Annotated in this window: 25 protein-coding genes; 14 read left to right on the forward strand and 11 right to left on the reverse strand. The window is 62.6% G+C overall.

Going from position 1 to position 26,785, the window contains the following annotated elements:
- The first annotated feature begins 34 nt into the window (after nucleotides 1-34).
- Together AC6I6U_RS04825 and AC6I6U_RS04830 are read left to right on the forward strand one after the other, a co-directional pair.
- On the forward strand, nucleotides 35-1,930 hold the full coding sequence (locus tag AC6I6U_RS04825) for an FTR1 family protein (RefSeq protein ID WP_497880903.1): 1,896 nt from the start codon (nucleotides 35-37) through the stop codon (nucleotides 1,928-1,930).
- A gap of 2 nt (nucleotides 1,931-1,932) precedes the next feature.
- Nucleotides 1,933-2,388 (forward strand): YaiI/YqxD family protein, encoded by a 456-nt coding sequence (locus AC6I6U_RS04830; protein WP_497880904.1) that lies wholly within the window; start codon nucleotides 1,933-1,935, stop codon nucleotides 2,386-2,388.
- Here the strand turns inward: AC6I6U_RS04830 and elbB are convergent.
- Nucleotides 2,385-3,056 carry an isoprenoid biosynthesis glyoxalase ElbB gene (gene elbB / locus AC6I6U_RS04835; RefSeq protein WP_497880905.1) on the reverse strand — a complete coding sequence of 224 codons (672 nt, stop codon included), beginning with the start codon at nucleotides 3,054-3,056 and terminating at the stop codon, nucleotides 2,385-2,387. The genes AC6I6U_RS04830 and elbB overlap by 4 nt on opposite strands.
- Before the next feature lie 113 nt (nucleotides 3,057-3,169).
- Here elbB and AC6I6U_RS04840 point away from each other — a divergent pair, with 113 nt between their 5' ends.
- Nucleotides 3,170-4,408 carry a sterol desaturase family protein gene (locus AC6I6U_RS04840; protein WP_497880906.1) on the forward strand — a complete coding sequence of 413 codons (1,239 nt, stop codon included), beginning with the start codon at nucleotides 3,170-3,172 and terminating at the stop codon, nucleotides 4,406-4,408.
- On the opposite strand, the gene AC6I6U_RS04845 is transcribed toward AC6I6U_RS04840, so the two are convergent.
- The gene (locus AC6I6U_RS04845) at nucleotides 4,386-4,997 is read right to left on the reverse strand and encodes a DedA family protein (protein ID WP_497880907.1); all 612 of its coding nucleotides are present in this window, start codon (nucleotides 4,995-4,997) and stop codon (nucleotides 4,386-4,388) included. The two genes, AC6I6U_RS04840 and AC6I6U_RS04845, sit on opposite strands and share 23 nt — an antisense overlap.
- A 207-nt stretch (nucleotides 4,998-5,204) precedes the next feature.
- Between AC6I6U_RS04845 and hemB the strand changes: the two genes are divergently transcribed.
- Complete coding sequence (gene hemB, locus AC6I6U_RS04850; protein ID WP_497880908.1) at nucleotides 5,205-6,218, forward strand: porphobilinogen synthase; 1,014 nt, start codon at nucleotides 5,205-5,207, stop codon at nucleotides 6,216-6,218.
- An 18-nt stretch (nucleotides 6,219-6,236) separates the two neighbouring features.
- The gene (ppk1, locus tag AC6I6U_RS04855; protein WP_497880909.1) at nucleotides 6,237-8,456 is read left to right on the forward strand and encodes a polyphosphate kinase 1; all 2,220 of its coding nucleotides are present in this window, start codon (nucleotides 6,237-6,239) and stop codon (nucleotides 8,454-8,456) included.
- Here the strand turns inward: ppk1 and ppx are convergent.
- The 5 genes from ppx to AC6I6U_RS04880 form a co-directional block, all read right to left on the reverse strand.
- Nucleotides 8,443-9,945 (reverse strand): exopolyphosphatase, encoded by a 1,503-nt coding sequence (gene ppx, locus AC6I6U_RS04860; RefSeq protein WP_497880910.1) that lies wholly within the window; start codon nucleotides 9,943-9,945, stop codon nucleotides 8,443-8,445. The genes ppk1 and ppx overlap by 14 nt on opposite strands.
- Before the next feature lie 319 nt (nucleotides 9,946-10,264).
- The gene (locus AC6I6U_RS04865; protein ID WP_497880911.1) at nucleotides 10,265-11,002 is read right to left on the reverse strand and encodes an amino acid ABC transporter ATP-binding protein; all 738 of its coding nucleotides are present in this window, start codon (nucleotides 11,000-11,002) and stop codon (nucleotides 10,265-10,267) included.
- Nucleotides 10,989-11,639: an amino acid ABC transporter permease gene (locus AC6I6U_RS04870; RefSeq protein WP_497882986.1), complete on the reverse strand. Its 651-nt coding sequence runs from the start codon at nucleotides 11,637-11,639 to the stop codon at nucleotides 10,989-10,991. Before AC6I6U_RS04870 ends, AC6I6U_RS04865 begins: the two co-directional genes overlap by 14 nt.
- Nucleotides 11,636-12,301 (reverse strand): amino acid ABC transporter permease, encoded by a 666-nt coding sequence (locus AC6I6U_RS04875; protein ID WP_497880912.1) that lies wholly within the window; start codon nucleotides 12,299-12,301, stop codon nucleotides 11,636-11,638. Before AC6I6U_RS04875 ends, AC6I6U_RS04870 begins: the two co-directional genes overlap by 4 nt.
- Before the next feature lie 24 nt (nucleotides 12,302-12,325).
- The gene (locus AC6I6U_RS04880; protein WP_497880913.1) at nucleotides 12,326-13,111 is read right to left on the reverse strand and encodes a transporter substrate-binding domain-containing protein; all 786 of its coding nucleotides are present in this window, start codon (nucleotides 13,109-13,111) and stop codon (nucleotides 12,326-12,328) included.
- Nucleotides 13,112-13,368: 257 nt separating this feature from the next.
- Here AC6I6U_RS04880 and AC6I6U_RS04885 point away from each other — a divergent pair, with 257 nt between their 5' ends.
- From AC6I6U_RS04885 to AC6I6U_RS04905, 5 genes are all read left to right on the forward strand, one after another.
- A complete protein-coding gene (locus tag AC6I6U_RS04885; RefSeq protein ID WP_497880914.1) occupies nucleotides 13,369-14,067 on the forward strand; it encodes a FadR/GntR family transcriptional regulator in 699 nt (232 codons plus the stop codon).
- Between the two features lie 127 nt (nucleotides 14,068-14,194).
- On the forward strand, nucleotides 14,195-14,524 hold the full coding sequence (gene trxA / locus AC6I6U_RS04890; protein WP_497880915.1) for a thioredoxin TrxA: 330 nt from the start codon (nucleotides 14,195-14,197) through the stop codon (nucleotides 14,522-14,524).
- A gap of 234 nt (nucleotides 14,525-14,758) precedes the next feature.
- Nucleotides 14,759-16,018 (forward strand): transcription termination factor Rho, encoded by a 1,260-nt coding sequence (gene rho, locus AC6I6U_RS04895; protein WP_054058497.1) that lies wholly within the window; start codon nucleotides 14,759-14,761, stop codon nucleotides 16,016-16,018.
- A 140-nt stretch (nucleotides 16,019-16,158) separates the two neighbouring features.
- A complete protein-coding gene (gene ubiD / locus AC6I6U_RS04900; protein ID WP_497880916.1) occupies nucleotides 16,159-17,625 on the forward strand; it encodes a 4-hydroxy-3-polyprenylbenzoate decarboxylase in 1,467 nt (488 codons plus the stop codon).
- Nucleotides 17,625-18,593: a CDP-6-deoxy-delta-3,4-glucoseen reductase gene (locus AC6I6U_RS04905; protein ID WP_497880917.1), complete on the forward strand. Its 969-nt coding sequence runs from the start codon at nucleotides 17,625-17,627 to the stop codon at nucleotides 18,591-18,593. Before ubiD ends, AC6I6U_RS04905 begins: the two co-directional genes overlap by 1 nt.
- Nucleotides 18,594-18,756: 163 nt before the next feature.
- Here the strand turns inward: AC6I6U_RS04905 and AC6I6U_RS04910 are convergent, their stop codons facing one another.
- The gene (locus AC6I6U_RS04910) at nucleotides 18,757-19,239 is read right to left on the reverse strand and encodes a sn-glycerol-3-phosphate transporter (protein WP_497880918.1); all 483 of its coding nucleotides are present in this window, start codon (nucleotides 19,237-19,239) and stop codon (nucleotides 18,757-18,759) included.
- Between the two features lie 301 nt (nucleotides 19,240-19,540).
- Here AC6I6U_RS04910 and AC6I6U_RS04915 point away from each other — a divergent pair, with 301 nt between their 5' ends.
- Entirely contained in the window at nucleotides 19,541-21,943 is a 2,403-nt protein-coding gene (locus tag AC6I6U_RS04915) for a TonB-dependent receptor plug domain-containing protein (RefSeq protein WP_497880919.1), read from the forward strand.
- A 27-nt stretch (nucleotides 21,944-21,970) separates the two neighbouring features.
- Entirely contained in the window at nucleotides 21,971-22,618 is a 648-nt protein-coding gene (locus tag AC6I6U_RS04920; protein WP_497880920.1) for a gamma-glutamylcyclotransferase, read from the forward strand.
- Between the two features lie 66 nt (nucleotides 22,619-22,684).
- On the opposite strand, the gene glpT is transcribed toward AC6I6U_RS04920, so the two are convergent.
- Both glpT and AC6I6U_RS04930 read right to left on the reverse strand, forming a co-directional pair.
- Nucleotides 22,685-24,034, reverse strand: a complete 1,350-nt coding sequence (gene glpT / locus AC6I6U_RS04925; RefSeq protein ID WP_497880921.1) for a glycerol-3-phosphate transporter — start codon at nucleotides 24,032-24,034, stop codon at nucleotides 22,685-22,687.
- 251 nt (nucleotides 24,035-24,285) lie between these two features.
- A complete protein-coding gene (locus AC6I6U_RS04930) occupies nucleotides 24,286-25,263 on the reverse strand; it encodes an NADPH:quinone oxidoreductase family protein (RefSeq protein ID WP_497880922.1) in 978 nt (325 codons plus the stop codon).
- Nucleotides 25,264-25,446: 183 nt separating this feature from the next.
- Here AC6I6U_RS04930 and AC6I6U_RS04935 point away from each other — a divergent pair, with 183 nt between their 5' ends.
- Nucleotides 25,447-25,860 (forward strand): flagellar basal body-associated protein FliL, encoded by a 414-nt coding sequence (locus tag AC6I6U_RS04935; protein ID WP_497880923.1) that lies wholly within the window; start codon nucleotides 25,447-25,449, stop codon nucleotides 25,858-25,860.
- A 120-nt stretch (nucleotides 25,861-25,980) separates the two neighbouring features.
- Here the strand turns inward: AC6I6U_RS04935 and AC6I6U_RS04940 are convergent, their stop codons facing one another.
- Nucleotides 25,981-26,430 (reverse strand): EVE domain-containing protein, encoded by a 450-nt coding sequence (locus AC6I6U_RS04940; protein ID WP_497880924.1) that lies wholly within the window; start codon nucleotides 26,428-26,430, stop codon nucleotides 25,981-25,983.
- A 182-nt stretch (nucleotides 26,431-26,612) separates the two neighbouring features.
- On the opposite strand from AC6I6U_RS04940, the gene AC6I6U_RS04945 reads away from it, so the two are divergent.
- Entirely contained in the window at nucleotides 26,613-26,771 is a 159-nt protein-coding gene (locus AC6I6U_RS04945; RefSeq protein WP_497880925.1) for a hypothetical protein, read from the forward strand.
- Nucleotides 26,772-26,785 lie beyond the last annotated feature (14 nt).

A 26,785-nucleotide genomic window follows, 5' to 3' on the forward strand; every position in this document is an offset into this window, starting at 1 on the left:
TATGTTACTTCGCATTTCCACTTAGGTTGTTTCAATGATTGTTCCCACGCGTTTCCTGGCCTGGCTGATGCTGCCGATGTTCGCCCTATGCAGCTCAAACCTGCTGGCGAACACGGTGGAAGGTGCCCCCCAGGCCCTGCACCTGATCGACTACATCGGCGCGGACTATCCGGCCACGGTGGCAGATGGCAAGGTCATCGACGAAACCGAATACCACGAGCAGCTGGAATTTCTCACCGCGCTGCAAAAACTGATCGTCGCGTTGCCGGCCCGTGCCGAGCGGGCGGAGCTGGAGCAGGGCGTGGTTGACCTGCGCCAGTCCATCAGCGAGCGCCAGGACGGCCCGATCGTGGCGCGTCAGGCCCGGCAACTGGGGGCCAAGCTGGCTGTGGCCTACGAGGTCAGCCAGGCTCCGGCCATTACTCCGGACCCGAGCCGGGGTGCGCCGCTGTACGCCCAGCAGTGTTCGGTCTGCCATGGCGAAACCGGTGCCGGCGACGGCCCGGCGGGCAGCGGCATGACGCCGCCGCCGGCCAACCTGCGTGATGCCTCGCGACTGGATCGCCTGAGCCTCTACGGTATCTACAACACCCTGACCCTGGGCGTCGAAGGTACGGACATGCCGTCGTTCGCCGACCAGCTCGACGAGCGCCAGCGCTGGGACCTGGCCACCTACATCGCCAGCTTCAGCGCCGCTCCCGTGGCCAAGACCGACAAGGCCTACAACATCGCCGACCTGGCTCGCCAGACCCCGAGCGAGATCCAGGCCGCCGAAGGCGACGAGGCCGCGGCGCTGTTCCGCGCCCAGCGTGCCCAGCCGCCGCAGGTCAAGCGTGGCCCGTCGCAGTTGCTCGACTACACCGCGACGACCTTGGACAAGAGCCTGGCCGCCTACCGCGCCGGCGATCGTGAACAAGCCTACGACCTGTCCGTAGCGGCTTACCTGGAAGGTTTCGAGCTGGTCGAAAGCTCCCTGGACAACGTCGATGCCAACGTGCGCAAGGACACCGAGAAGTCGCTGATGGCCTATCGGCAATCCCTGCAGGATGGCCTGCCGATGGAGCAGGTCGAGCAGCGCCTGGCATTCGCCAAGGACAAGCTCAAGGAGTCCGCCGGTTTGCTGGGCAACGATGGCCTGAGCCAGTCGTTGAGCTTTATCTCGGGTCTGCTGATCCTGCTGCGCGAAGGCCTGGAAGCGATCCTGGTACTGGCGGCGATCCTCGCCTTCCTGCGCAACACCGGTCAGCAGTCGGCGGTGCGCAGCGTCAATATCGGTTGGGGCCTGGCCCTGCTGGCGGGCGGCGGGACCTGGGCGCTGGCGGCCTATGTGATCGATGTCAGCGGTTCCCAGCGTGAATTGCTGGAGGGTTGCACCGCGCTGTTCGCCAGCGTGATGGTGCTCTGGCTCGGCGTCTGGATGCACGATCGCCGTCATGCCGCAGCCTGGCAGGACTACATCAAGAGCAGCCTGGTCGGCGGCGGTGGCCGGTTCGGTTTCGCCGTGCTGGCATTCTTCTCGGTGTACCGCGAGCTGTTCGAGGTGATCCTGTTCTATGAAACCCTCTGGCTGCAGGCCGGACCAGCCGGGCACAACGCCGTGCTGGCGGGCGGCGCGACGGCGCTGGTGCTACTGATCGGCCTGGCCTGGGTGATCCTGCGCGGCTCGGCGAAGCTGCCGCTGACGTTGTTCTTCGGCATCAACGCCGGGTTGCTGTGTGCCCTGTCGGTGGTGTTCGCCGGTCATGGTGTCAAGGCGCTGCAGGAAGCCGGGATCTTCGGTACGCGGCCGGTGGCGTTCTTCGACTTCGATTGGCTGGGCATTCATGCCGACGCCTACTCGCTGGGCGCCCAGCTCGTGGCCTTGCTGGCGATCATCGTGCTCTACAGCCGCAGCCGGCTGGCGGAGAAACGTCGGTTGCAGGCGTCCTGAGCGTGCGCGTATGGATCGATGCCGACGCCTGTCCGCGGATCGCCCGGGACCTGGTGGTGAAGTTCGCCCTCAAGCGGCAGTTCGAGGTGGTGCTGGTGGCGGGGCAACCGCAGCCCCGGCCACCCTTCGCCTGCGTCCGGCTGATCGTGGTGCCCAGCGGGCCGGATGCCGCCGATGACTATCTGGTGGAGCATGCGGTGCCGGGGGAACTGGTGATCTGCAGCGACGTGCCGCTGGCCGACCGGCTGGTAAAAAACGGCGTGGCGGCACTCGATCCACGGGGCAAGCCGTTCGACGAGCAGAACATGGGCGAACGGTTGGCGGTGCGCAACCTGTTCACCGACCTGCGCGAACAGGGGCAGGTCGGTGGAGGCCAGGCGCCTTATGGTGAACGTGAGAAACAGGCGTTCGCCAATTCCCTGGACAGGATCCTGACGCGGCTTGCTCGCGCTTCCTAGCCCTCCTGGTCCTCCTGGGCCAGCTCCAGTACCCGGTCCACCAGCTTGTTGATCCCCGCCGCCGCCTCGCCAATCGATTGGGCGAGCATGTAGGCGGGGGTCGTCACCAGCTTGCGGGCCTTGTCCTCGACGATGTCCTCGACCATGCACTCCTGATGATTGGCGCCCATCTTGCCCAATGCTGCGGCCGTGTCCGCATCGTTGCCTATGGTGCAGGTCACGCCCGGGCCATAGATCTTCGCCGCCAGTGCCGGGGTGATGCATATCAGCCCCACCGGCTTGCCCGCTTCGGCGAAGGCTTCGGCCAAGGCCAGGACTTCGGCCTGCACGTTGCAGCCGGCGCCTTCGATGGCGAAATTGGAGAGGTTCTTCGCCGCGCCGAAACCGCCAGGCACGATCAGTCCGTCGAACTCGCGTACGTCGGCCTCGCGCAGGTCGCGGACCTGGCCGCGGGCGATGCGGGCCGATTCCACCAGCACATTGCGCGACTCGGGCATTTCTTCGCCGGTCAGGTGGTTGATCACCTGCAATTGGGGAATGTTCGGCGCAAAGCACTGCACCTGGGCGCCGCGTTGGTCCAGGCGCAGCAGGGTGAGTACGCTTTCCTGGATTTCTGCGCCGTCGTACACGCCACAGCCGGATAGGATTACAGCGATTTTCCTGGTCATGTTGGATCTCCCGATACCTGGCGTTAAATGTCTACCAATCTGGCATTCATTGTCAGCGGAATTTACAGCGACTACACCTAATCTTGGGCCAATCGTTCCTCTTGGGTAGCGCCATGGACCTCATTCCCTATGCGATTCCGTTTTTCGTCGTACTGATCGTCATCGAACTGCTGACCGACTACCGGCGTGGCACTCGCCACTATCGCGTGGCTGATTCGATCAACAGCCTCAGCACCGGCGTGCTCTCGACCACCACCGGCCTGCTGACCAAGGGCGTGGGCCTGGTAACCTACGCGATTGCCCTCAAGCACCTGGCATTGTTCGACCTGCCGGCCGACAGCCCGTGGGTATGGGTCATGGCCTTCGTGGTCTATGACTTCTGCTACTACTGGCTGCATCGCATGGGGCATGAGCGCAACATCCTCTGGGCCGCTCACTCGGTGCACCACCAGAGCGAGGACTACAACCTGTCGACGGCGTTGCGCCAGACCAGCACCGGTTTCCTGTTGAGCTGGATCTTCTACCTGCCGCTGGCGGTGATCGGCGTGCCGCTGCCGGTGTTCATCACCGTGGCGGCGCTGAACCTGCTCTATCAGTTCTGGGTGCATACCCGGCATATTCCCAAGCTCGGCTGGTACGAATGGTTTTTCGTCACGCCGTCCAATCACCGGGCACATCACGCGCAGAATCCTCTTTATATGGATCGCAACTACGGCGGCGTGTTCATTCTCTGGGACCGATTGTTCGGCACCTTCCAGGAAGAGGACGACGCCGAGCCACCGGTGTTCGGGGTGACCACGCCGCTGGCCAGCTGGAACCCGTTGTGGGCCAACCTGCAGTTCTATGTGCAGTTGGCCAGCGACGCCCGCCGTGCCGAAAGCCGGTGGGACAAGCTGCGGATCTGGTTCATGCCCACCGGCTGGCGCCCGGCGGACGTGGCGGCGAAGTACCCGATGGCGAAACATGACCTGGCGCAGTTCCGCAAGTTCGACGTGCCGCTGGAACTGCGCCAGCAGGTCTATATCGCCCTGCAGTTTGCGGTGTACGTGGCGTTGGGCAGCTACCTGATGAACTTTGCCGAGAAGCTGCCCCAGGCGGCGCTGGTACTCGGCTGGGGAGCCATGCTGCTGGGATTGTTCGTGCTCGGGGCGGGCCTGGAGAATCGGCCGTGGGCGCTGAAGCTGGAGGTGACGCGGCTGCTGCTGAATGTACCGCTGGTCTGGCTGGCACCGCTGGTCGGGCTATGGCCGGCCAGCCCGCTGGGCTGGATCGGCCTGCTCAGCTACAGCCTGCTGAGCGTGATCGGGCTCTACTGTTGCCGGGCCCGGGTCATTCGCCTGGCGGGTTCGTAGGACCGGCCAGGGATTGTTCGGCCTCGGCCTTGCGCGCCAGGCGGGCGCTCTTGAAGCGGCGCCAGCTCCAGAGGATCAGGCCGACCAGCAGTAGGCCGCCAAGTACCCACAACTCGTACTTCTTCACGCTGCCCAGCAGGCCTTCGAGGATCGCGCCGAAGTGATAGGCGGCGGCGGCCAGGGCTGCGGCCCAGATTGCCGCGCCGATGCCGTTGAGCAGCAGGTAGCGGCCCGGTGGGTAACCGGACAGGCCGATCGCCACCGGCATCACCGTGCGCAGGCCGTAGACGAAGCGGAAGCTCAGCACCCAGATGTCCGGGTGGCGGCGGATATGCTCCAGCGCGCGGTCGCCCATCATCTGCCAGCGCGGCTTGCGTGCCAGCAATTTGCGCCCGTGCCGACGCCCCAGGAAGTACCACAGCTGGTCGCCGGCATAGCTGCCGAAGAACGCCACGATAACCACCAGGTTGATATCCATGTATCCGCGAAACGCCAGGAAGCCTGCGAGTACCAGAATGGTCTCGCCTTCGAAAAACGTGCCGAGAAACAGGGCGAAGTAGCCGAAATCCTGCAGAAATTGTTGGAGCATTGTCTGGATGCTGGCGAAATGAACGCGCAGCCTAACCCTTCGAGGACAGAGAGGAAAGTGTCCAAATGTGTCTCGACGTTAACATTTCCTACAAAAGACGCGGCTGCGGCGCCCGGTCGCAGGAGTAAGCACAACTGTCATTCCTTCGTCATAATGGCCGCTTATAACTGCCATGCTCGCCCGCCCGTGCGGGCTCAGGAGTCTGCCGTGAGCTTTACCCCCGCCAATCGCTTGTTCCCTGCCACTCGCCTGCGCCGCAATCGTCGTGACGATTTTTCCCGACGCCTGGTGCGTGAGAATGTCCTGACAGTCGATGACCTGATCCTGCCGGTATTCGTGCTCGATGGCGAAAACCGTCGCGAAGCGGTGGCGTCGATGCCGGGGGTCGAGCGGCTGACCATCGACCTGTTGCTCGAAGAGGCGGCGAAGTGGGTCGAACTGGGGATTCCGGCGCTGGCACTGTTCCCGGTGACGCCGAGCGAACTCAAGTCGCTGGATGCCAGCGAGGCGTGGAACCCGCAGGGCATCGCCCAGCGCGCCACACGCGCCCTGCGTGAGCGCTTCCCGGAACTGGGTGTGATCACCGACGTGGCCCTGGACCCGTTCACGACCCATGGCCAGGACGGTATCCTCGACGAGGAAGGCTACGTCCAGAACGACATCACCGTCGACGCGTTGGTGCGCCAGGCGCTGTCCCATGCCGAAGCAGGCGCGCAGGTGGTGGCACCGTCCGACATGATGGACGGTCGCGTCCAGGCGATTCGCGAGGCGCTGGAGCTGGCCGGTCACGTCAACGTGCGGATCATGGCCTACTCGGCCAAGTACGCCAGTGCCTACTATGGTCCGTTCCGTGATGCGGTCGGCTCGGCCTCGAACCTGGGCAAGGCGAACAAGGCCTCGTACCAGATGGACCCGGCCAACGGCAATGAAGCCCTGCATGAAGTGGCTGCCGACCTGGCCGAAGGTGCCGACATGGTCATGGTCAAGCCGGGCATGCCGTACCTGGACATCCTTTACCGGGTCAAGAATGAATTCAAGGTGCCGACCTTTGTCTATCAGGTCAGCGGTGAATACGCCATGCACATGGCGGCGATCCAGAATGGTTGGTTGAGTGAAGGGGTCATTCTTGAATCCCTGACCGCTTTTAAACGTGCCGGCGCCGATGGCATCCTGACTTACTTTGCCGTTCGCGCCGCTCAATTGCTACGAGAGCAAAAATAGCCCTCACAGGAACACTCGATGAATACCGAAGGACTCAGCGAAGTTGAAGTAAAAGAAGCTCAACCGGTGGTCGAGCAGATCGTCGAAACCCCGCCGGAGCTGGAACCGGCGCCGGTGGTTGCCGAGGCGCCCCAGGTGGCGGCGGCGCCGGTGGCGATCGCGAACCTGGATGACAGCAGTCTCTACATCCACCGCGAGCTGTCGCAGCTGCAGTTCAACATCCGCGTGCTGGAGCAGGCGCTGGACGAGTCCTACCCGCTGCTGGAGCGGCTCAAGTTCCTGCTGATCTTCTCCAGCAACCTCGACGAGTTCTTCGAGATCCGTGTTGCCGGGCTGAAGAAGCAGATCACCTTCGCCCGTGAACAGGCCGGTGCCGACGGCCTGCAGCCACACCAGGCACTGGCCCGCATCAGCGAGCTGGTGCACGGTCAGGTTGACCGCCAGTATGCGATCCTCAACGACATCCTGTTACCCGAGCTGGAAAAACACCAGGTGCGCTTCATTCGTCGCCGCTACTGGACCGCCAAGCTCAAGACCTGGGTGCGCCGCTATTTCCGCGACGAGATCGCGCCGATCATCACCCCGATCGGTCTCGACCCGACGCACCCGTTCCCGTTGCTGGTGAACAAGAGCCTGAACTTCATCGTCGAACTCGAAGGCATCGACGCCTTCGGCCGCGATTCCGGCCTGGCGATCATTCCGGCGCCGCGCCTGCTGCCGAGGATCATCAAGGTACCTGAAGACGTGGGTGGTCCTGGCGATAACTATGTATTCCTGTCGTCGATGATCCACGCGCACGCCGACGACCTGTTCCAGGGCATGAAGGTCAAGGGCTGCTACCAGTTCCGCCTGACCCGTAACGCCGACCTGGCACTGGACTCCGAGGATGTCGAGGACTTGGCCCGCGCACTGCGCGGCGAGCTGTTCTCCCGTCGCTACGGCGATGCCGTGCGCCTGGAAGTGGCCGACACCTGCCCGAAACACCTGTCGGACTATCTGCTCAAGCAGTTCAACCTGTCCGAGACCGAGCTGTACCAGGTCAATGGGCCGGTGAACCTGACGCGCCTGTTCAGCATCACCGGCCTGGACAGCCATCCGGAACTGCAATACACGCCGTTCACCCCGCAGATTCCGAAACTGCTGCAAAACAGCGAGAACATCTTCAGTGTGATCAGCAAGCAGGACATTCTGCTGCTGCACCCGTTCGAATCCTTCACGCCGGTGGTCGACCTGCTGCGCCAGGCCGCCAAGGACCCACACGTCCTCGCCGTGCGCCAGACCCTGTACCGCAGCGGCGCCAACTCGGAAATCGTCGACGCCCTGGTGGACGCGGCGCGCAACGGCAAGGAGGTCACCGCGGTGATCGAATTGCGCGCGCGCTTCGATGAAGAGTCGAACCTGCAATTGGCCAGCCGTCTGCAAGCGGCCGGCGCGGTGGTGATCTATGGCGTGGTCGGTTTCAAGACCCACGCCAAGATGATGCTGATCCTGCGTCGCGAAGCCGGCGAGATCGTGCGTTACGCGCACCTTGGTACCGGTAACTACCACGCTGGCAACGCCCGCCTGTACACCGACTACAGTCTGCTGACCTCCGACGACGCCCTGTGCGAAGACGTCGGCAAGCTGTTCAGCCAACTGATCGGCATGGGCAAGACCCTGCGCATGAAGAAGCTCTTGCATGCGCCGTTCACCCTGAAGAAGGGCATGCTCGACATGATTGCCCGGGAAACCCAGTTCGCCATCGATGGCAAGCCGGCGCACATTATTGCCAAGTTCAACTCGCTGACCGATCCGAAGATCATCCGCGCGCTGTACAAGGCCAGCCAGTGTGGCGTGCGTATCGACCTGGTGGTGCGCGGCATGTGCTGCCTGCGTCCTGGCATCGCCGGGGTTTCGCACAATATCCATGTGCGCTCGATCATCGGTCGTTTCCTGGAGCACACCCGGGTGTTCTACTTCCTCAACGGTGGCGAGGAACAGATGTTCCTGTCCAGTGCCGACTGGATGGAGCGCAACCTCGACAAGCGCGTCGAGACCTGCTTCCCGGTCGAGGGCAAGAAGTTGATCCTGCGGGTCAAGAAAGAGCTGGAAAGTTATCTCACCGATAACACCCACAGCTGGAGCCTGCAGTCGGACGGCCGCTACATCCGCAACACGCCGACCGGCAACCAGAACCCGCGCAGTGCCCAGGCGACCCTGCTCGATCGCCTGAGCAACCCGGTCCTCAGCGTACGTTGAGGTTGATGCTGACTCGGGCCAGCCACTCCGCCTCCAGGGCGAAGTCGGCCTGAGTCAGCTGGTTCTGCTCCAGCCAGTCCTTGGGAAACACCACATCCAGGTTATCGCCGTCGGCACGCAAGGTGACCTGCGGCATTTCCTGGGTGCCACGGATGTGGTGGAACAGGATCGCGAAACGCAGCAGCACGCACAGGCGAATCAGCTTGATGCCGTCATCACCGAACTCGGCGAACTTGTCCTTGGGAATGTTGCGACGGTGCCCACGCACCAGCAGCGCCAGCATCTGCTGGTCTTCCCGGGAAAAGCCGGCCAGGTCGGAGTGTTCGATCAGGTAGGCGCCGTGCTTGTGGTAATGGTAATGGGCGATATCCAGGCCGACTTCGTGGACCTTGGCTGCCCAGCCGAGCAGTTCGCGCCAGATACCATCCTCCAGTTCCCAATCCTTGGCCACCTGGTCGAAGGCGTGCAGTGCCTTGCGCTCGACACGCACCACCTGTTCCTGGTCGACGTGGTAGCGCTCCATCAGCGAGGTGAGGGTGCGCTCGCGGACGTCTTCGTGGTGATGGCGGCCCAGCAGGTCATAGAGAACGCCCTCGCGCAGGGCGCCATCGCAGTGATCCATGCGCTGCAGGTCGAGGGAATCGAAAATCGCTTCGAGAATCGCCAGGCCTGCGGGGAAAATCGCGCGGCGATCCGGCTTGATCCCTTCGAAGTCGACTTTCTCGATTTCACCGAGCTTGAACAGCTTGCGCTTGAGCCAGGCGAGGCCTTCGGCGTTCACTTCGCCGTTGCCATGGCCGCCGGCCTTGAGAGCCAGGCCGATGGCGCGGATGGTCCCGGACGAGCCGATCGCCTCGTCCCATTTCAGGCGGTGCAGGGCGTTCTCGATGCTCATGATCTCCAGGCGCGCCGCAGTGTAGGCCTGGGCGTAGCGGGCGGGGGTGATCTTGCCGTCACGGAAGTAGCGTTGGGTATAGCTGACGCAGCCCATCTGCAGGCTTTCGCGCAGCAGCGGCTCGAAGCGCTGGCCGATGATGAACTCGGTACTGCCGCCACCGATGTCGGCGACCAGGCGCTTGCCCGGTGTGTCGGCGAGGGTGTGGGAGACGCCGAGGTAGATCAGGCGGGCTTCCTCGCGGCCGGAAATGACTTCCACCGGATGGCCGAGAATTTCCTCGGCCCGATGGATGAATTCGATGCGGTTGCGCGCTTCGCGCAGGGCGTTGGTGCCGACGATCCGCACGGCGCCCAGTGGCATGCCGTTGATCAGTTGGGCGAAGCGTTTCAGGCAGTCGAGCCCGCGTTGCATCGATTCTTCGCTGAGTTTGCGCTCTTCATCGATGCCGGCGGCCAACTGAACCTTTTCGCCGAGCCGCTCCAGAATACGGATTTCACCGTTCTGGGCCTTGGCCACGACCATGTGGAAGCTGTTCGAGCCCAGGTCGATAGCGGCGATCAGGGAAAGATTCTTGGCTTGGGAATGGGGCATGGTTGAGGGATCTCGGTCGATAACCCAGTCATCGTGCCACGATCAATCGCCGCCGCCAACGGATGCCGTTCGGCGTTCGGTGGATCGCTGGGTGCCTGATCCGGCTATGCAGGAAGGATCCGGACGATGAGTAGGACTGCTTTGAAGGGGCCTTGCGTATCTGGGAGCTTTTATCAAAGCGGCGATATTAAGTGGTTTTTCCTGCTGAAATATTACATTTCAATGACGTGGCCGGCAGGGCAGGTTGCCTGCGCCGGGTGGCCGTCACGCGGGAACGTGACGGCGGCGGGGATGGGCTGGATGTTGTCGGCGTTGGCACTCAGGCCTGCGGTTCACCGCTGCCGATGAAGTTGGCCAGTTCGGCGGTCTGCGGGTGGGCGAACAGCACCTTGGGGTCGCCGACCTCGTGGACCTTGCCCTGGTGCATGAAGACCAGCTTGTCACCCACCTCCCGGGCGAAGCGCATTTCGTGGGTCACCATGATCAGGGTCATGCCGTCCTGGGCCAGCTGGCGCACCACGCTGAGCACCTCATTGACCAGTTCCGGGTCCAGGGCCGAGGTGATTTCGTCGCACAGCAGCACTTTCGGCGACATCGCCAGGGCCCGGGCGATGGCTACCCGCTGTTGCTGGCCGCCGGAGAGACGATCGGGGAAGGCATCGAACTTCTCGCCCAGGCCGACCCGTTCGAGCATCTGTCGTGCGAGTACGGCAGCTTGGGCCCGGGGCACCTTCTGCACGACCTGGGGGGCGAGCATGACGTTCTCGCCGACGCTCAGGTGTGGGAACAGGTTGAACTGCTGGAACACCATGCCGACCTTCTGTCGCAGGCTGCGCAGATCGGCGCGGGCGGCGTCGAGGTATTCGCCATCGACCTCGATCACGCCGTCGTTGATCGACTCCAGGCCGTTGAGGGTGCGCAGCAGGGTGCTCTTGCCCGAGCCGCTGCGGCCGATGATTGCCACCACCTGGCCTTGCTCGACGCTCAGGTCGATGCCTTTGAGTACATGGTGGTCGCCGTAGTATTTATGCAGGGCGGAAATTCTAAGAAGCGACATGCAGTCTCCTTTCCAGGTAGCGCGCACTGAGAGACAAGGGGTAGCACAGGAGGAAATAGCCGGCGGCCACCAGGCCGTAGACCATGAACGGTTCGAAGGTGGCGTTGGCGAGCATTCCGCCGGTCTTGGTCAGTTCGGTGAAACCGATGATCGAGGTCACGGCAGTGCCCTTGACCACCTGCACCGAGAAACCCACGGTCGGCGCCACGGCGATCCGCAGTGCTTGCGGCAGGACCACGTGGCGCAGTTGTTCGTAGCGGTTGAGTGCCAAACTGGCCGATGCCTCCCACTGGCCGGGAGAAATCGACTCGACGCAGCCGCGCCAGATCTCTGCCAGGTAGGCGCTGGTGAACAGTGTCAGGGCGATGGCGGCGGCGAGCCAGGGTGAAATATCCACGCCGAGCAGCGCCACGCCGAAGAACACCATGAACAGTTGCATCAGCAGCGGCGTGCCCTGGAACAGCTCGATATAGGCGCGAGCCAGGCCACGGTTCACGGGATGCGTGGAAATGCGCAGGACCATCAGCAGCAGGCCAAGCAGGCCGCCGCCACCGAAAGCCACCAGCGACAGCAGCAGGGTCCATTGCAGGCCGACCAGCAGGTTGTTGAGGATGTCCCAGAAGGTGAAGTCCATCAGCGACTCCTCGCCAGGTAGCGACGGCCAAGCCAGTTCAGCAACTGGCGGATCAGCAGGGCCATGCACAGGTAGATCAGGGTGGTCAGGGCGTAGGTTTCGAAGGCGCGGAAATTGCGGGACTGGATGAAGTTGGCGGCAAAGCTCAACTCCTCCGTGGCGATCTGCGAACACACCGCCGAACCGAGCATGACGATGATGATCTGGCTGCTCAGGGCTGGCCAGACCTTGCCCAGCGCCGGGCGCAGGACCACGTGGCGAAACACCTCGAAACGACTCATGGCGAGTGCGGCCGCGGCTTCCAGTTGCCCGCGCGGGATCGCCTCGATGCCGGCGCGGATGATCTCCGTGCTATAGGCGCCGAGGTTGATCACCATGGCCAGCACCGCGGCCTGCCATTCGGATATCTGCAGCCCCAGGGATGGCAGGCCGAAGAAAATGAAGAACAGTTGGACCAGGAACGGCGTATTGCGGATCAGTTCCACATAGATGCCGAAGAGGGTCGAGAACGGCTGGATCTTCCAGGCCCGTGTCGCTGCGCCGAGGATCCCCAGGCCAACCCCGAGCAGGGTGCCGATGGTCGTCAGCTCCAGCGTGAAAAGGGCGCCGCGCAGCAACAGGTCGGCGTTGTGCAACACCGGCAGGAAGTCGAACTGATAAGCCATGGAGCGGACCTCGGGAAAACCCGATCAGAGATCGGCGGGCAGCGGTTGCTTGAGCCACAGTTGGGCGTTTTTCTCCAGGCTGCCGTCGGCCTTGGCGGCGGCGAGGATCTGGTTCACTTTTTCCAACAGGGCCGGCTCGTTCTTGTTCAGGCCGACATAGACCGGGGAGTCCTTGAGTTTCACCTTCATCGCCGGAATCCGTTTCGGGTTGCGCTCGGCGATCGCGACCATCACCACGTTGCCGCTGGCGATCAGGTCGACCTGGCCGGCCAGATAGGCGGCGATGGTGGAGTTGTTGTCCTCGAAGCGCTTGATCGTCACGCCCTGGGGAGCCACGGCGGTCAGTTCGATATCCTCGATGGCGCCACGGGTGACGCTGATGGTCTTGCCCTTGAGATCGTCCAGCCCGGCGATCGCGGCCTCGGGTGGGCCGAAGACCGCGAGATAGAAGGGCGCGTAGGCTCTGGAGAAGTCGATGACCTTTTCCCGCTCGGCGTTTTTGCCGAGGCTGGAAATCACCAGGTCGACCTTGCCGGTGGTCAGGAACGGAATACGGTTGGTGCTGTTGACCGGGGTCAGTTCCAGCTTGACCTTGAGTTGCTCGGCCAGCAGCTTCGCCGTGTCGATATCCAGGCCGCGGGGTTTCATGTCCGGTCCGACCGAGCCGAAGGGCGGGAAGTCCTGGGGGACGGCGACCTTGAGTGTGCCACGGGCGACGATATCGTCCAGGCTGTTGGCCTGGGCGGTTGCCTGGCCCAGCATCAGGCTGGTAAACAGGGCTGCGAGCAGTGCGCTGAAGCCTTTGGTCATGGCGGCTCTCCGAATGCGAAAAGAGGGGGTGTTGGCTGCCATAGGGCATTGCACAGCCCATGCCATGCCGGCCTGGAGGCCCGCCGTTGCTGGCTTGGTCAGGCTTTAATGGTCTTACTGGTCTGAACAGTTGTCGGCCTTTTCGCACTGTTATCGGGCATCCCTCGTGCGTGCCGAACCAGCTCTGGGCGCGACTTGCCGCCCGCTCGCAATAGCTTTACAACTAGCGCTCCACCGGACCGACCAGCCTGAAAACAATGAACTCGATTTCCCGCGCCGTACCTGAAGTGGCGCTGCAAGCCATTCGTAAACTGATCAGCGAAGAGGGCTTCGGCCCTGGCGACGTGCTGCCTTCGCAACGTGATCTGGCGCAACGGCTTGGGATAAGCCGGGCCTCCCTGCGTGAGGCCCTGTCATCCCTGAGTGCGCTGGGGGAGATCAGCGTGCAGCCGGGCAAGGGGGTGTTCGTCCAGGCACCGGTCGCGCAGTCATCCGGTGGGTTGCAGTCCTGGCCATTCGCGGCCCAGGCCTCGGCGCAGGATATCTTTCAATTGCGCTATGCCCTGGAAGGCTTTGCCGCGGGGCTGGCGGCGGTGACGCTGACGGCCGACGAACTCGATGGCCTGCAGGACAACCTCGACGCCATGTACGCGCAGTTGCGGGCCGGAGACTTCGAGGCGGCGGCCCGCCTGGATTTCGACTTTCATCGGCGCATCCTGCTGGCCACTGGCAATCAGGCAATGGCCGGTATTCTCAGTGCCAGTGCCGAGCTGTTCCTGGAAAGCCAGAAATTGCCGTTCATCCGGGCCGAGCGGGCGATGGAGACCTGGCAGGAACACCGCAAGATCCTCCGTGCCCTGGCCCGGCGCGCCAGCGGCCCGGCCCAGAAGGCCATGCAGGAGCATGTGCGCAATGCCGCGCTGCGCACCGGCATCGCCTTTGTGACGCCGTCCTGATTCATCGCTGCCATACCCAAACTCATGGGGCACCATAGTTAGACTCAATCATCTGCGGCTTCCTGTACGTAGGAAGGACGGCTATGATGGGCAACGTATTTTTTGGCTTACAACTGCGGAGATATCCATGAGCAGCGATCTTATCAAGCACGTCACTGACGCTTCCTTCGAAGCGGAAGTCCTGAAGGCCGAAGGCCCTGTGCTGGTTGACTACTGGGCTGAGTGGTGTGGTCCATGCAAAATGATCGCTCCGGTCCTGGACGATATCGCCAGCACCTACGAAGGCAAGCTGACCATCGCCAAGCTGAACATCGACCAGAATGCGGAAACCCCGGCCAAGCACGGCGTGCGCGGCATCCCGACGCTGATGCTGTTCAAGAACGGCAACGTCGAGGCCACCAAGGTCGGCGCCCTGTCGAAGTCCCAGCTGCAAGCGTTCCTCGACGCTCATATCTGAGTGTCCCCAAAAAGCCCCGCAATCTGCGGGGCTTTTTCGTTGTACAGGGCTAGACTCGGCCAAATGCAGGTGTTACATTCGGCCCCGCACTGGTTTCGCCACTGCCCCCTGCAAGCCGTCGCCGACGCACTCCTTTTCGAACAAGTACGCGATCCTGTCGCCTTCTCTGCGGCGCGGCCTCATTAAGCCAAAAGCTTAATTTCCCCCCTCCATAAATGATTACGTCATTCCTATATGAATCTGACTGAACTCAAGCAAAAGCCGATTACCGAACTGCTCGAATTGGCCGAACAGATGGGCATAGAGAACATGGCCCGTTCGCGCAAGCAGGATGTGATTTTCTCCCTGCTGAAAAAGCACGCGAAAAGCGGTGAGGAAATCTCCGGTGATGGCGTGCTGGAGATCCTCCAGGACGGCTTCGGCTTCCTTCGTTCTTCCGACGCTTCCTATCTGGCCGGCCCCGATGACATCTACGTCTCGCCGAGCCAGATCCGTCGTTTCAACTTGCGCACCGGTGACACCATCGTTGGCAAGATCCGCCCTCCAAAGGAAGGCGAGCGTTATTTCGCCCTGCTCAAGGTCGACACGATCAACTACGATCGTCCGGAAAACGCCAAGAACAAGATCCTGTTCGAAAACCTGACGCCGCTGTTCCCCAACGAGCGCCTGAAGATGGAAGCCGGCAACGGTTCCACCGAAGACCTCACCGGCCGGGTGATCGACCTCTGCGCCCCGATCGGCAAGGGCCAGCGTGGCTTGATCGTCGCCCCGCCGAAAGCGGGCAAGACCATCATGCTGCAGAACATCGCGGCCAACATCACGCGTAACAACCCAGAGTGCCACCTGATCGTCCTGCTGATCGACGAGCGTCCGGAAGAAGTGACCGAGATGCAGCGCACCGTGCGCGGCGAAGTGGTTGCCTCGACCTTCGACGAGCCGCCGACCCGCCACGTGCAGGTTGCCGAAATGGTCATCGAGAAGGCCAAGCGCCTGGTCGAGCACAAGAAGGACGTGGTGATCCTGCTGGACTCCATCACTCGTCTGGCCCGTGCCTACAACACCGTGATTCCGAGCTCCGGCAAGGTCCTGACCGGTGGTGTCGATGCCCACGCCCTGGAGAAGCCGAAGCGTTTCTTCGGTGCCGCGCGGAACATCGAGGAAGGCGGTTCGCTGACCATTATCGCCACTGCACTGGTTGAAACCGGCTCGAAGATGGACGAAGTGATCTACGAAGAGTTCAAGGGTACCGGTAACATGGAACTGCCCCTGGACCGCAAGATCGCCGAAAAACGCGTGTTCCCGGCCATCAACATCAACCGTTCCGGTACTCGCCGCGAAGAGTTGCTGACGGCTGACGACGAACTGCAGCGTATGTGGATCCTGCGCAAGCTGCTGCATCCGATGGATGAAGTGGCAGCCATCGAGTTCCTGGTCGACAAGCTGAAAACGACCAAGACCAACGATGAGTTCTTCCTGTCGATGAAGCGCAAGTAAGTCGAACAGAGCAGAAAAGCCGGGGAAACCCGGCTTTTTGCTGTCCGGCTTCCGCCCGATGCCGTGCCCGCTTGCACGGTATCGGGGCGAACCGGGTACACTGCCCACCCCGAACGCCACGGACCCTACGAGGCTCACGCATGCAGTATCGCGACTTGCGCGACTTTATCAGCGGCCTGGAACAGCGCGGTGAACTCAAGCGCATCCAGGTTCCGGTGTCCCCCATCCTGGAAATGACCGAGGTCTGCGACCGTACCCTGCGGGCCAAGGGCCCGGCGCTGCTGTTCGAAAAGCCCACCGGTTTCGATATCCCGGTGCTTGGCAACCTGTTCGGCACCCCGGAGCGGGTCGCCCTGGGCATGGGCGCCGATGACGTCGGCGAATTGCGGGAAATCGGCAAGCTGCTGGCCTTCCTCAAGGAGCCGGAGCCGCCCAAGGGGCTCAAGGACGCCTGGTCCAAGCTGCCGATCTTCCGCAAGATCATTGCCATGGCGCCCAAGGTGGTCAAGGACGCGCCTTGCCAGGAAATCGTCATCGAGGGCGACGACGTCGACCTCGGCAAGTTGCCGGTGCAGCACTGCTGGCCGGGCGACGTGGCGCCGCTGATCACCTGGGGCCTGACGGTCACCAAGGGGCCGAACAAGGATCGCCAGAACCTCGGCATCTATCGCCAGCAGGTGATCGCCCGCAACAAGGTGATCATGCGCTGGCTCAGCCACCGTGGCGGTGCGCTGGATTATCGCGAATGGTGCGAGAAGCATCCGGGCCAGCCGTTCCCGGTGTCCGTGGCCCTGGGTGCGGACCCGGCGACCATTCTCGGTGCGGTCACGCCGGTGCCGGACAGCCTGTCCGAGTACGCCTTCGCCGGCCTGCTGCGGGGCAATCGCACCGAGCTGGTGAAGTGCCGTGGCAACGACCTGCAGGTCCCGGCCACTGCGGAGATCATCCTTGAGGGCGTGATCCATCCGGGCGAAATGGCCCCGGAAGGCCCGTATGGCGACCACACCGGCTACTACAACGAAGTCGATAACTTCCCGGTGTTCACTGTCGAGCGCATCACCCACCGGATCAAGCCGATCTACCACAGCACCTACACCGGCCGGCCGCCGGATGAGCCGGCGATTCTCGGGGTGGCGCTGAACGAAGTGTTCGTGCCGATCCTGCAGAAGCAGTTCCCGGAAATCACCGACTTCTACCTGCCGCCCGAAGGCTGCTCGTACCGCATGGCGGTGGTGACCATGAAAAAGTCCTATCCGGGCCACGCCAAGCGCGTGATGCTGGGTGTCTGGTCGTTTTTGCGACAGTTCATGTACACCAAGTTCGTTATCGTCACCGACGACGACATCAACGCCCGCGACTGGAACGATGTGATCTGGGCCATTACCACGCGCATGGACCCCAAGCGCGACACGGTGATGATCGACAATACCCCGATCGACTACCTCGACTTCGCTTCGCCAATTTCTGGCCTGGGTTCGAAGATGGGGCTGGATGCCACCCACAAGTGGCCCGGCGAAACCACGCGTGAGTGGGGCCGGGTGATCGTCAAGGATGAAGCCGTGACCCGGCGGATCGATGCCATCTGGAATCAGTTAGGAATAGATTGATGCGTGTGACCTTGCAGCCCTCCGGAGCCGTGCTGGAGATACGGCCCGGCGAGCGAATTCTCGATGGTGCCCGGCGCCTGGGCTACGACTGCCCGCAAAGCTGTCGCAATGGCAATTGCCATGTTTGCGCGGCGTTGCTGGTCGAAGGGCGGGTCGCGCAGGCGGGCGATGTCCGTGACCACGGCGAGTTCTACACTTGTATCGCAGAGCCCCTGGAGGATTGCGTGGTGCTCTGGGATGGTGTCCTGGCCCTGGGAGAGTTGCCGGTGCGTAGCCTGGCCTGTCAGTTGACCGAGTGTGCCGAGATCGGTGGCGATGTCTGGCGGGTTCGCCTGCGGGCGCCAGTGGGCAAGCCGCCGCGTTATCACGCCGGCCAGTACGTGATGATCGAGCGTGACAACGGCGAGAAATCGGCGTTTTCCCTGGCCTCGGCGCCGCACTCCGGGCGTGACCTGGAGCTGCACGTGCTGGCGCGTGAAGCCAGCGCACGCAAGCTGATCGAGCAATTGCAGCGCAATCGCATGGCGCGGGTCGAGCTGCCGTTCGGCGATACCCACCTGGCCGAGCTGCCGGACGGGCCACTGGTACTGATCGCCGCCGGTACCGGCATGGCGCAGATGCACAGCCTGATCGAGCATTGCCGTTCCCGTGGTTTCGAGCATCCGGTGCACCTGTACTGGGGCGTGCGGCGCCCCGAGGATTTCTACGCGCTGGAACACTGGGACGAGTGGCAGAAGCTGCCCAACCTGTTCTTGCACAAGGTGGTCAGCGATCTGTGCGGCTGGGAAGGGCGCTGCGGCATGCTGCACGAGGCGGTCTGCGAGGATATTGCCGACCTGTCGAGTGTGCGGGTCTATGCCAGCGGCTCGCCGGCGATGATCTATGCGACGCTGGATGCGCTGGTCGAGGCGGGCATGGATGCGCACCAGATGCGTGCCGATGTCTTCGCCTACGCGCCAAGGCCCTGATCGCGCTCTTGTGGCGAGGGGGCTTGCCCCCGCTGGGCGGCGCAGCCGTCCCCAGGCCTGCCACCCGGAACTGTCAGGCAATGCGAGGTGGCCGGTATCAGGGGAACTTCGCTCCCCAGCGGGGGCAAGCCCCCTCGCCACGATAGCCAGCATTGCGAATGCATCAGAACCGGACACCGGCGGTGATCATCGCCGCATTGAACCCCAACAGTACCAACTCCACCGCCACCGGCCCGTAATAGGCACCCGCCGACGGAATCAGCACCGGCGCCACGCCCAGCCGGTTCAGCGGAATCTTGTCGCGGTACTCGCCGCGATACCCCTGCAATAGCCCTCCCGTCACCTTCACGTACAGCGGATAACGCGCGCTGTCGAAGCGCTGCCCGACATAACCGTAGTACGAGCGCTGGCCGAACGAATTGCGGAAGGTCGCCGCGCCGTACAGCCAGCCATCCCCATCATGACGCTCCAGGCCGATCAGGTCCTGGCGGTTGTTGTGTTCGGGCGCAGGTGAGTAATGACGGGAATACAGGCTGGTCTGGCCATACCAGAAGCCCGGTTTCGCTGGCGCCTGCTCGCTGGCCAGGACGTGCGTGGCTTGCCCCAGCAGCAAGGCGAGGGCTGCGGTGAGTATCGGTCTGTTCATGATGCTTGACCCTTCTGGTACCGGACGTTTCGAGAGTGGGCTGTTATACGAAGCCAGCCTTGGGTCGTCAGTCCTTGATGTCTGAAAGGTCTGTAGGAATCATTACGAATAGAACGTTTGGTTCAGATATATTCGATTATGTTATTTAATTTATTTGTTAAATATCTTTAGGGTATATGTATCGGACCACCGGCCTTGTATCAGCCAATCATCAACACAATGACCGACACCGTTCGCCACACGGACCGATCGTGCGAACTCGAGGCATGAGGCCTCGACTTTGGATTCCAAGGGGAGCGGTATGGGGAGCAACACGCAACACCGGCTGTACTCGGCGATTTTGTCCGCTCATTTGCTGACCGCCGCAGGCGCAATGACCTTCACCTCGGTAGCCGCTGCCGATTCGGACAACACCACGGCCGATGCGCCGAAACTCGATACCGTCATTGTCACCGGCACTCGCGCCCAGGAGCGCACGGCCAGTGGCTCGCTGTCGCCGATCGACGTGATCAGTGGCGACAGCCTGCGCAGCAGCGGTTCGGATGAACTGGGCACGGTGCTGGCGCGGCTGATCCCCTCGATCAACTTCCCCCGCCCCTCGCTGGTGGACGGCGCCGAGCTGGTGCGCCCTGCGCAACTGCGTGGGCTGTCGCCGGACCAGGTGCTGGTGCTGGTCAACGGCAAGCGCCGGCATACCAGCGCCTTCGTCAACCTCGGCGGGGCGGTGGGGCGGGGTTCGGCTCCGGCCGACCTGAATGCAATCCCGATTTCGGCGGTCGACCACATCGAAGTACTGCGTGATGGCGCTTCGGCCCGCTACGGTTCCGATGCGATTGCCGGGGTGATCAACGTGATCCTCAAGAGCGCCGACCATGGCGGCTCGGTTTCCAGCAAGTTCGGCGAATACAAGAAGGGCGACGGCATTCACCGCCAGCTCGACGGCAACAGCGGCTTCGCCCTTGGTGATAACGGTTTCTTCAACGTTTCGGGCGAAGGCTCCGACAACGACTACACCAACCGCGCCGGCAAGGACTACCGTCCGGCCAGCGTCGGTTCGACGACCTATGGTCAGCAGGTGTTCCGCCAGGGCGAGCCGTCGACCAACGAAGGCAAGCTGCAATTCAACTCTGCCTACCGCTTCAACGACGCTGCCGAGCTCTACAGCTTTGGCGGCTACAGCAAGCGCCGGGGTGAAACCGCGGCGTTCTATCGGGCGAGCAACGCCTCCAACAACATTCCGGCGATCTTCCCCAACGGCTACCTGCCGCTGATTCGCGGCAACCTCGAGGACACCTCGCTGGTGGTCGGCCTGCGTGGCCTGCTGGCAGACGACTGGCACTACGACCTGTCGGCCAACTATGGCAAGAACGAATACGAGTTGAGCACCGAAACCATCAACACCTCGCTGGGCCTGAACAGCCCGCGCAAATTCGATAACGGCACCCTGAGCAACGACCAGCGCCAATTGAATTTCGACCTGTCGCGCGAATTCAATCTCGGCTGGTTACCGTACCCGGTGTCGGTGGCGCTGGGTGCCGAATACCTGCGCCAGGGCTACCAGATCAGCGCCGGTCAGCCCGAGTCCTATTACCAGAGCGGCAGTTCCGGACTGGGTGGGTTCCGTGCGGCAGATGCCGGCAGTTATTCGCGGCATAACTTCGCCCAGTACCTGGACCTGGAAACCAACTTCACCGAAAAACTCAGCGCCTCGGCGGCGGTGCGGCATGAGGACTACAGCGATTTCGGCTCGAACGTCAGTGGCTCGTTGTCGGCCCGCTACGACTTCACCCCGCAGGTGGCGGTGCGCGGCAGTATCTCCAACGGCTTCCGTGCGCCATCCCTGGCCCAGCAGAACTTCACCTACACCTCGTCGCAACTGATCGGCTCGACCATTCAGGAGGCCGGCACTTTCGCCGCCAACAGCCAGGTGGCCAAGCTGCTCGGTGCTGAAGACCTGAAGGCGGAAAAATCGCGCAACTACAGCCTCGGCCTGGTGCTGGAGCCGACGGACAACCTGACGGTGACGGCGGATTTCTACCGGATCGACATTCGTGACCGGATCAGCCTGTCGTCCAATCTGGTGCTGAACAACGCGGCGATCAACTACCTGCAGGCCAACGGCGTCGGCAACATCAACTACACCAGTGCGCGTTACTTCACCAATGCCACCAATACCAGCACCAACGGCGTCGACCTGGTAGCCAATTACCGCTACCAACTGGACAACGGCCTGCGCTGGAACAGCACCCTGGGCTACAACTACAACCGCACCAAGGTCACCGATGTGAAGGACAACCCGGCGATTCTCAATCAACTGGGGGTCAACCTGGTACGGGTCGACCGTCGCGAGAGGCTTGGCCTGTTGGGCGATACCACGCCACGGCACAAGCTGACCCTGGGTAACGACCTGAGCTTCGGCAACTGGGTACTGCACAGCAACCTGACCCGCTACGGCTCGTTCACCAGTTACCAGGCCGATGCGGTCAATGACCAGACCTTCAAGGCGGCCTGGCTACTGGACCTGGCGGCGGACTACAAGCTCAAGCAGTGGACCTTCACCGTGGGTGGCGACAACGTCACCGACAAGTACCCGGAAAAACTCAGTGCCTACGCCAACAGCGGCGGCAACCTGGCCTACAGCACTTATTCGCCGTACGGTTACAGCGGCGCGTTTTATTACGGTAAAGTGACCTATAACTGGTAACGACTCAGGAGCCCCGAGCGATTCGTCATGGCTGTTACAGATCCTGTGTTATCGGGTTTGGCCTATCCGCCGCGCCTCGAGTTGGGGGCGCAACTGACCCACGAACAACTGCTCAGCTCAATGCAGGCCACCATGGCCCGGCACAAGGGCGGGCCGGTCTGGCTGTTTGCCTATGGCTCGCTGATCTGGCGACCGGAATGCTCGGCGGCCGAGCGCGTGCGGGGGCGGGTTCACGGTTATCACCGCGGCCTGTACCTGTGGTCCCATGAGCATCGCGGGACGCCGGAGCTGCCGGGGCTGGTGTTTGGCCTCGATCGCGGCGGCTCCTGCAGCGGCTTTGCCTATCGGCTGCCGGAGGAGCAGTTGGAGGCCTCGCTGTATGCCTTGTGGCAGCGCGAGATGCCGGTGCCGTCCTATCGGCCGCATTGGCTCAATTGCCGGCTGGAAACCGGGCAGACCGTCCAGGCCCTGGGCTTCGTACTGGAGCGGCACCTGCCCAGCTATGCGGGCAACCTGCCCGACAGTGTGCTGACCCAGGTACTGCAAAGTGCCTGTGGGCGCTACGGCACCACTCGCGACTACGTCGAGCAGACCGCCACCGCCTTGCGCAGCCATGCCATGCCGGATCGCAACCTGGAGGCGCGGCTCAAGCGCTGCCGCTCGGGATCGCACTAAACCCGCTGCACGCACGGGATTGCCCCTGTGGGAGCCGCCCGGTCGGCTCCCACAGGGTGAGGTGGGTTACGCGGTAGCGCTGCGGCCCGCGCTGGCCGTGCGGGTGTGCCACAGGGTTGGCGCCAGGAACACCATCGACAGCAGGCAGGAAGCGACCAGCAGGACGAAGCCGCCATCCCAGCCGAAGTGGTCCACGGTGTAGCCCATGGCGGCACTGGCCGCGACCGAGCCGCCCAGGTAGCCGAACAGGCCGGTGAAGCCGGCGGCGGTGCCTGCGGCCTTCTTCGGTGCCAGTTCCAGCGCCTGCAGGCCGATCAACATCACCGGGCCGTAGATCAGGAAACCGATGGAGAACAGCGCGATCATGTCGATGGTCGGGTTGCCGGGTGGGTTGAGCCAGTACACCAGCGTCGCCACGGTCACCAGGCCCATGAACACCATGCCGGTCAGGCCACGGTTGCCACGGAAGATCTTGTCCGACATCCAGCCGCACAACAGCGTGCCCGGAATCCCCGCCCACTCATAGAAGAAATAGGCCCAGGAAGTCTTGTCGACGTTGAAGTGCTTGGCTTCCTTCAGATAGGTGGGCGCCCAGTCCAGCACACCGTAGCGCAGCAGGTAGACGAAGACGTTGGCCATCGCGATGTACCAGAGCATCTTGTTGCGCAGCACGTACTTGACGAAGATTTCCTTGGCGCTGAACTCGCTCTCGTGGCTGTCGTTGTAGCCTTCGGGATAATCGTTCTTGTACTTCTCGATCGGTGGCAGGCCGACCGACTGCGGGGTGTCACGCATGGTGATGAAGGCAAAGGCTGCAACGGCCAGGGCCACGGTGGCCGGGACGTAGAACGCCGCGTGCCAGTCGTTGAACCAGCCCATGCCGAGCAGGAACAGCGGGCCGATCAGGCCGCCGCCGACGTTATGCGCGACGTTCCACACTGAAACCACGCCACCGCGTTCCTTCTGCGACCACCAGTGCACCATGGTCCGCCCGCTTGGCGGCCAGCCCATGCCCTGGGCCCAGCCGTTGATGAACAGCAGGATGAACATCATGGTCACGCTGGAGGTCGCCCAGGGAGCGAAGCCGAAAATGAACATGACCGAGGCGGATACCAGCAGGCCGAAGGTCAGGAAGTAGCGCGGGTTGGAGCGGTCGGATACCAGGCCCATGAGGAACTTCGACAGGCCGTAGGCGATGGCGATGGCCGACATCGCCACGCCCAGGTCGCCACGGCTGTAGCCCTGCTCGATCAGGTACGGCATGGCCAGGGAGAAGTTCTTGCGCAGCAGGTAGTAGCCGGCATAACCGAAGAAGATCCCGGCGAAGATCTGCCAGCGCAGACGTCGGTAAGTGCTGTCTATTTTGTCATCGGGCAGCGGTGCCCGATGTGCGGCAGGTCGAAAGAAGGCAAACATTCAAGAGCTCCAGATTTCTTGTTTTGACTGCGGATGCGAATGTTACATTTTCGTTACCGAAAATAGCAGGCTTTCTCATCGGCAAATGTAAGAAATAGAGCGTCAGCGATGTTGTTTTATGAACATGTCGCGGAGAGTTAACTGAAGGACGGTGTGAGGTGGGGCATGCCCTTGTTGCCAGGGGCTGAAAGGCTTCTGTGGCGAGCGTCCCGACAAGCCCGCTCGCCACTTTAGGGTGGGCAGCGCTGGCGTCAGCGGACCTGCACCACCACCTTGCCCACCGCCTTGCGTTGGCCGAGGTCGTCGATGGCCCTGGCCGCTTCGGCCAGCGGATAGGTTTGCGATACCAGCGGCTTGAGCTTGCCTTCGGCGAACCAGGCGAACAGTTGCTGGAAGTTCGCTGCATTGTCCTGTGGCTGGCGCTGGGCGAACGAACCCCAGAACACGCCGACCACCGAGGCGCCCTTGAGCAGTGCCAGGTTCACCGGCAGTTCGGGAATGCGCCCGCTGGCGAAGCCGACCACCAGCAGCCGGCCGTTCCAGGCAATGGCTCGCACAGCCTGGTCGAACAGGTCGCCACCGACCGGGTCGTAGATCACATCCGCGCCGTTGCCATCGGTCAGGCGCTTGATCTCGTCCTTGAGGCTGGTTTGGCTGTAGTTGATCAGTTCATCGGCACCGGCGGCCTTGGCTACCGCGAGTTTCTCGTCGCTGCTGGCCGCGGCGATCACTCGTGCGCCCATGGCCTTGCCGATCTCTACCGCCGCCAGGCCGACGCCGCCGGAGGCGCCGAGCACCAGCAGGGTTTCCCCTGGCTGCAGTTGGGCGCGCTGCTTGAGGGCGTGCATCGAGGTGCCATAGGTCATGCTGAAGGCGGCGGCGCTGGTGAAGTCCATCGCTGCGGGAATCGGCAGCACGTTGTAGCCCGGTACCGCGACTTCCTCGGCGAAGCTGCCCCAGCCGGTCAGGGCCATGACCCGGTCGCCGACCTTGAGGTGGCTGACCTTTTCTCCCACTGCCGTGACCACGCCGGCGGCTTCACCACCGGGCGAGAACGGGAACGGCGGCTTGAACTGGTATTTGCCCTCGATGATCAGCGTATCCGGGAAGTTCACCCCGGCGGCATGCACCTGCAGCAGGATTTCGTTCTTCTTCGGCGTCGGACTCGCGATTTCCTCCAGCACCAGCGTTTCGGCAGTGCCGAAGGCTTTGCACAGTACGGCTTTCATCGGGCTATTCCTTTGGGAGTGATGGCCGATAAGTGTAGGAGTGTGAATCAACGGGTCAACGAGCATGCCCTGGCCTGATAGTCGCCTATAAGCTTTGTGCTTGGGCTATCTGGCAGGGCTCGCTATGCTGGTGGCCTGTAACCGTACAGGCCACTCGACCGAAAACCGAATGAGGAGCGAATCTTGAAAGCGTGGATCATGTTGATGGTGGCCTTGTCGCTGCCGATGGCGGCAATGGCGGAAGAGGCCAAGGAAGGCGAGGGCGCTGCGCCCAAGGTCGCCTATATCAGTCTGACTCCGCCATTCGTCGGCAACTATGGCCTGGACGGCAGCCCCAAGCTGAAGGTCTACAAGGCCGACGTGGCGGTGCGGGTGACAGGGGATGCGGCGGCCCAGGCGGTCAAGGCCAACGAGCCGTTGATCCGTAACCAACTGGTGGCCCTGTTCGCCCAACAGACCGTGGACTCGATGAGCAACGTCGAAGCCAAGGAAAAGATGCGCCAGGAAGCCCTCAAGCAGGTCCAGCAGGTGCTGACCGACGAAACCGGCAAGCCCCAGGTGGAAGACCTGCTGTTCAACAACCTGATCGTGCAGTGATTGGGGATTTGTGAGGCCTGGCCGGGCCTCTTCGCGGGCAAGCCCGGCTGGTCGTACATGAATGTGCTGTACACCCTCATCCTGTAGGCGCCGGGCTTGCCCGCGAAGGGGCCAGCGCAATCAGCGCAAGGCCAGCACGGCGGCCCATTGCTCCGCCGTCACCGGCATCACCGACAGGCGGCTGCCTTTCTGTACCAGCGGCATTTCCGCCAGCGCGGTCTGTTGTTTCAGGTAGCCGAGCCCGAGCACCTTGGCGAAGGTTTCGACATGCCCGACTTGCAAGGCACTCCAGGGATTCTTCTCGGTGGTGGCCTTGGGGTCGTGGTAATGGCTTTGCGGGTCCAGTGCGGTCGGGTCCGGATAGGCGGCCTCGGTGATCCTGCCGATCCCGGCGATCCCCGGCTCGGGGCAGCTGGAGTGATAGAAAAAGAACTCGTCGCCCACCGCCATGGCCCGCAGGAAATTGCGCGCCTGATAGTTGCGTACGCCGTCCCAGCGGGTTTCGCCCAGCTTGGCCAGCCCCTCGATCGAGAGTTCGTCCGGCTCGGATTTCATCAGCCAATAGGCCATGGTGCTGCTCCTTGGGCAGTTTGTCGGGCAATTTTGCACAAACCGACAGTCGGTTGACGCCAGCGTTTGCGTAGTGGATCACGTTATCGCAAAATGCCGGGATTTTAAGCTTGACGCTGCTGCACGGCTGACTCAACAAACCGCTGCTGTCATCGTATATGAGTTGCCTAGGGGGGCAATCGATGAAACGCAAACCGGATCTGCTATGGACTTTGGTTATTTTGTTCGGTTTGGGTGTGGTGACTACCGGTTATGCCCAGGGCCTCTGGTCCGGCAAGAAGGACGCTCCAGTCGAAGTTGCACAGCAGCAGGTCCAGCAGTCGACCCTGTTCAAGCGCTGATCCCGCCAGAAAGG

The organism is Pseudomonas sp. UTLPPB19802 (genome assembly GCF_059730225.1).

Excerpts from the sequence above, each read along its gene's own strand:
- AC6I6U_RS04825 (WP_497880903.1), top strand. The coding sequence starts at position 35 with ATGATTGTTCCCACGCGTTTCCTGGCCTGGCTGATGCTGCCGATGTTC.
- elbB (WP_497880905.1), bottom strand. The coding sequence starts at position 3,056 with ATGACCAGGAAAATCGCTGTAATCCTATCCGGCTGTGGCGTGTACGAC.
- AC6I6U_RS04840 (WP_497880906.1), top strand. The coding sequence starts at position 3,170 with ATGGACCTCATTCCCTATGCGATTCCGTTTTTCGTCGTACTGATCGTC.
- AC6I6U_RS04845 (WP_497880907.1), bottom strand. The coding sequence starts at position 4,997 with ATGCTCCAACAATTTCTGCAGGATTTCGGCTACTTCGCCCTGTTTCTC.
- ppk1 (WP_497880909.1), top strand. The coding sequence starts at position 6,237 with ATGAATACCGAAGGACTCAGCGAAGTTGAAGTAAAAGAAGCTCAACCG.
- ppx (WP_497880910.1), bottom strand. The coding sequence starts at position 9,945 with ATGCCCCATTCCCAAGCCAAGAATCTTTCCCTGATCGCCGCTATCGAC.
- AC6I6U_RS04865 (WP_497880911.1), bottom strand. The coding sequence starts at position 11,002 with ATGTCGCTTCTTAGAATTTCCGCCCTGCATAAATACTACGGCGACCAC.
- AC6I6U_RS04875 (WP_497880912.1), bottom strand. The coding sequence starts at position 12,301 with ATGGCTTATCAGTTCGACTTCCTGCCGGTGTTGCACAACGCCGACCTG.
- AC6I6U_RS04880 (WP_497880913.1), bottom strand. The coding sequence starts at position 13,111 with ATGACCAAAGGCTTCAGCGCACTGCTCGCAGCCCTGTTTACCAGCCTG.
- AC6I6U_RS04885 (WP_497880914.1), top strand. The coding sequence starts at position 13,369 with ATGAACTCGATTTCCCGCGCCGTACCTGAAGTGGCGCTGCAAGCCATT.
- trxA (WP_497880915.1), top strand. The coding sequence starts at position 14,195 with ATGAGCAGCGATCTTATCAAGCACGTCACTGACGCTTCCTTCGAAGCG.
- rho (WP_054058497.1), top strand. The coding sequence starts at position 14,759 with ATGAATCTGACTGAACTCAAGCAAAAGCCGATTACCGAACTGCTCGAA.
- ubiD (WP_497880916.1), top strand. The coding sequence starts at position 16,159 with ATGCAGTATCGCGACTTGCGCGACTTTATCAGCGGCCTGGAACAGCGC.
- AC6I6U_RS04905 (WP_497880917.1), top strand. The coding sequence starts at position 17,625 with ATGCGTGTGACCTTGCAGCCCTCCGGAGCCGTGCTGGAGATACGGCCC.
- AC6I6U_RS04910 (WP_497880918.1), bottom strand. The coding sequence starts at position 19,239 with ATGAACAGACCGATACTCACCGCAGCCCTCGCCTTGCTGCTGGGGCAA.
- AC6I6U_RS04915 (WP_497880919.1), top strand. The coding sequence starts at position 19,541 with ATGGGGAGCAACACGCAACACCGGCTGTACTCGGCGATTTTGTCCGCT.
- AC6I6U_RS04920 (WP_497880920.1), top strand. The coding sequence starts at position 21,971 with ATGGCTGTTACAGATCCTGTGTTATCGGGTTTGGCCTATCCGCCGCGC.
- glpT (WP_497880921.1), bottom strand. The coding sequence starts at position 24,034 with ATGTTTGCCTTCTTTCGACCTGCCGCACATCGGGCACCGCTGCCCGAT.
- AC6I6U_RS04930 (WP_497880922.1), bottom strand. The coding sequence starts at position 25,263 with ATGAAAGCCGTACTGTGCAAAGCCTTCGGCACTGCCGAAACGCTGGTG.
- AC6I6U_RS04940 (WP_497880924.1), bottom strand. The coding sequence starts at position 26,430 with ATGGCCTATTGGCTGATGAAATCCGAGCCGGACGAACTCTCGATCGAG.
- AC6I6U_RS04945 (WP_497880925.1), top strand. The coding sequence starts at position 26,613 with ATGAAACGCAAACCGGATCTGCTATGGACTTTGGTTATTTTGTTCGGT.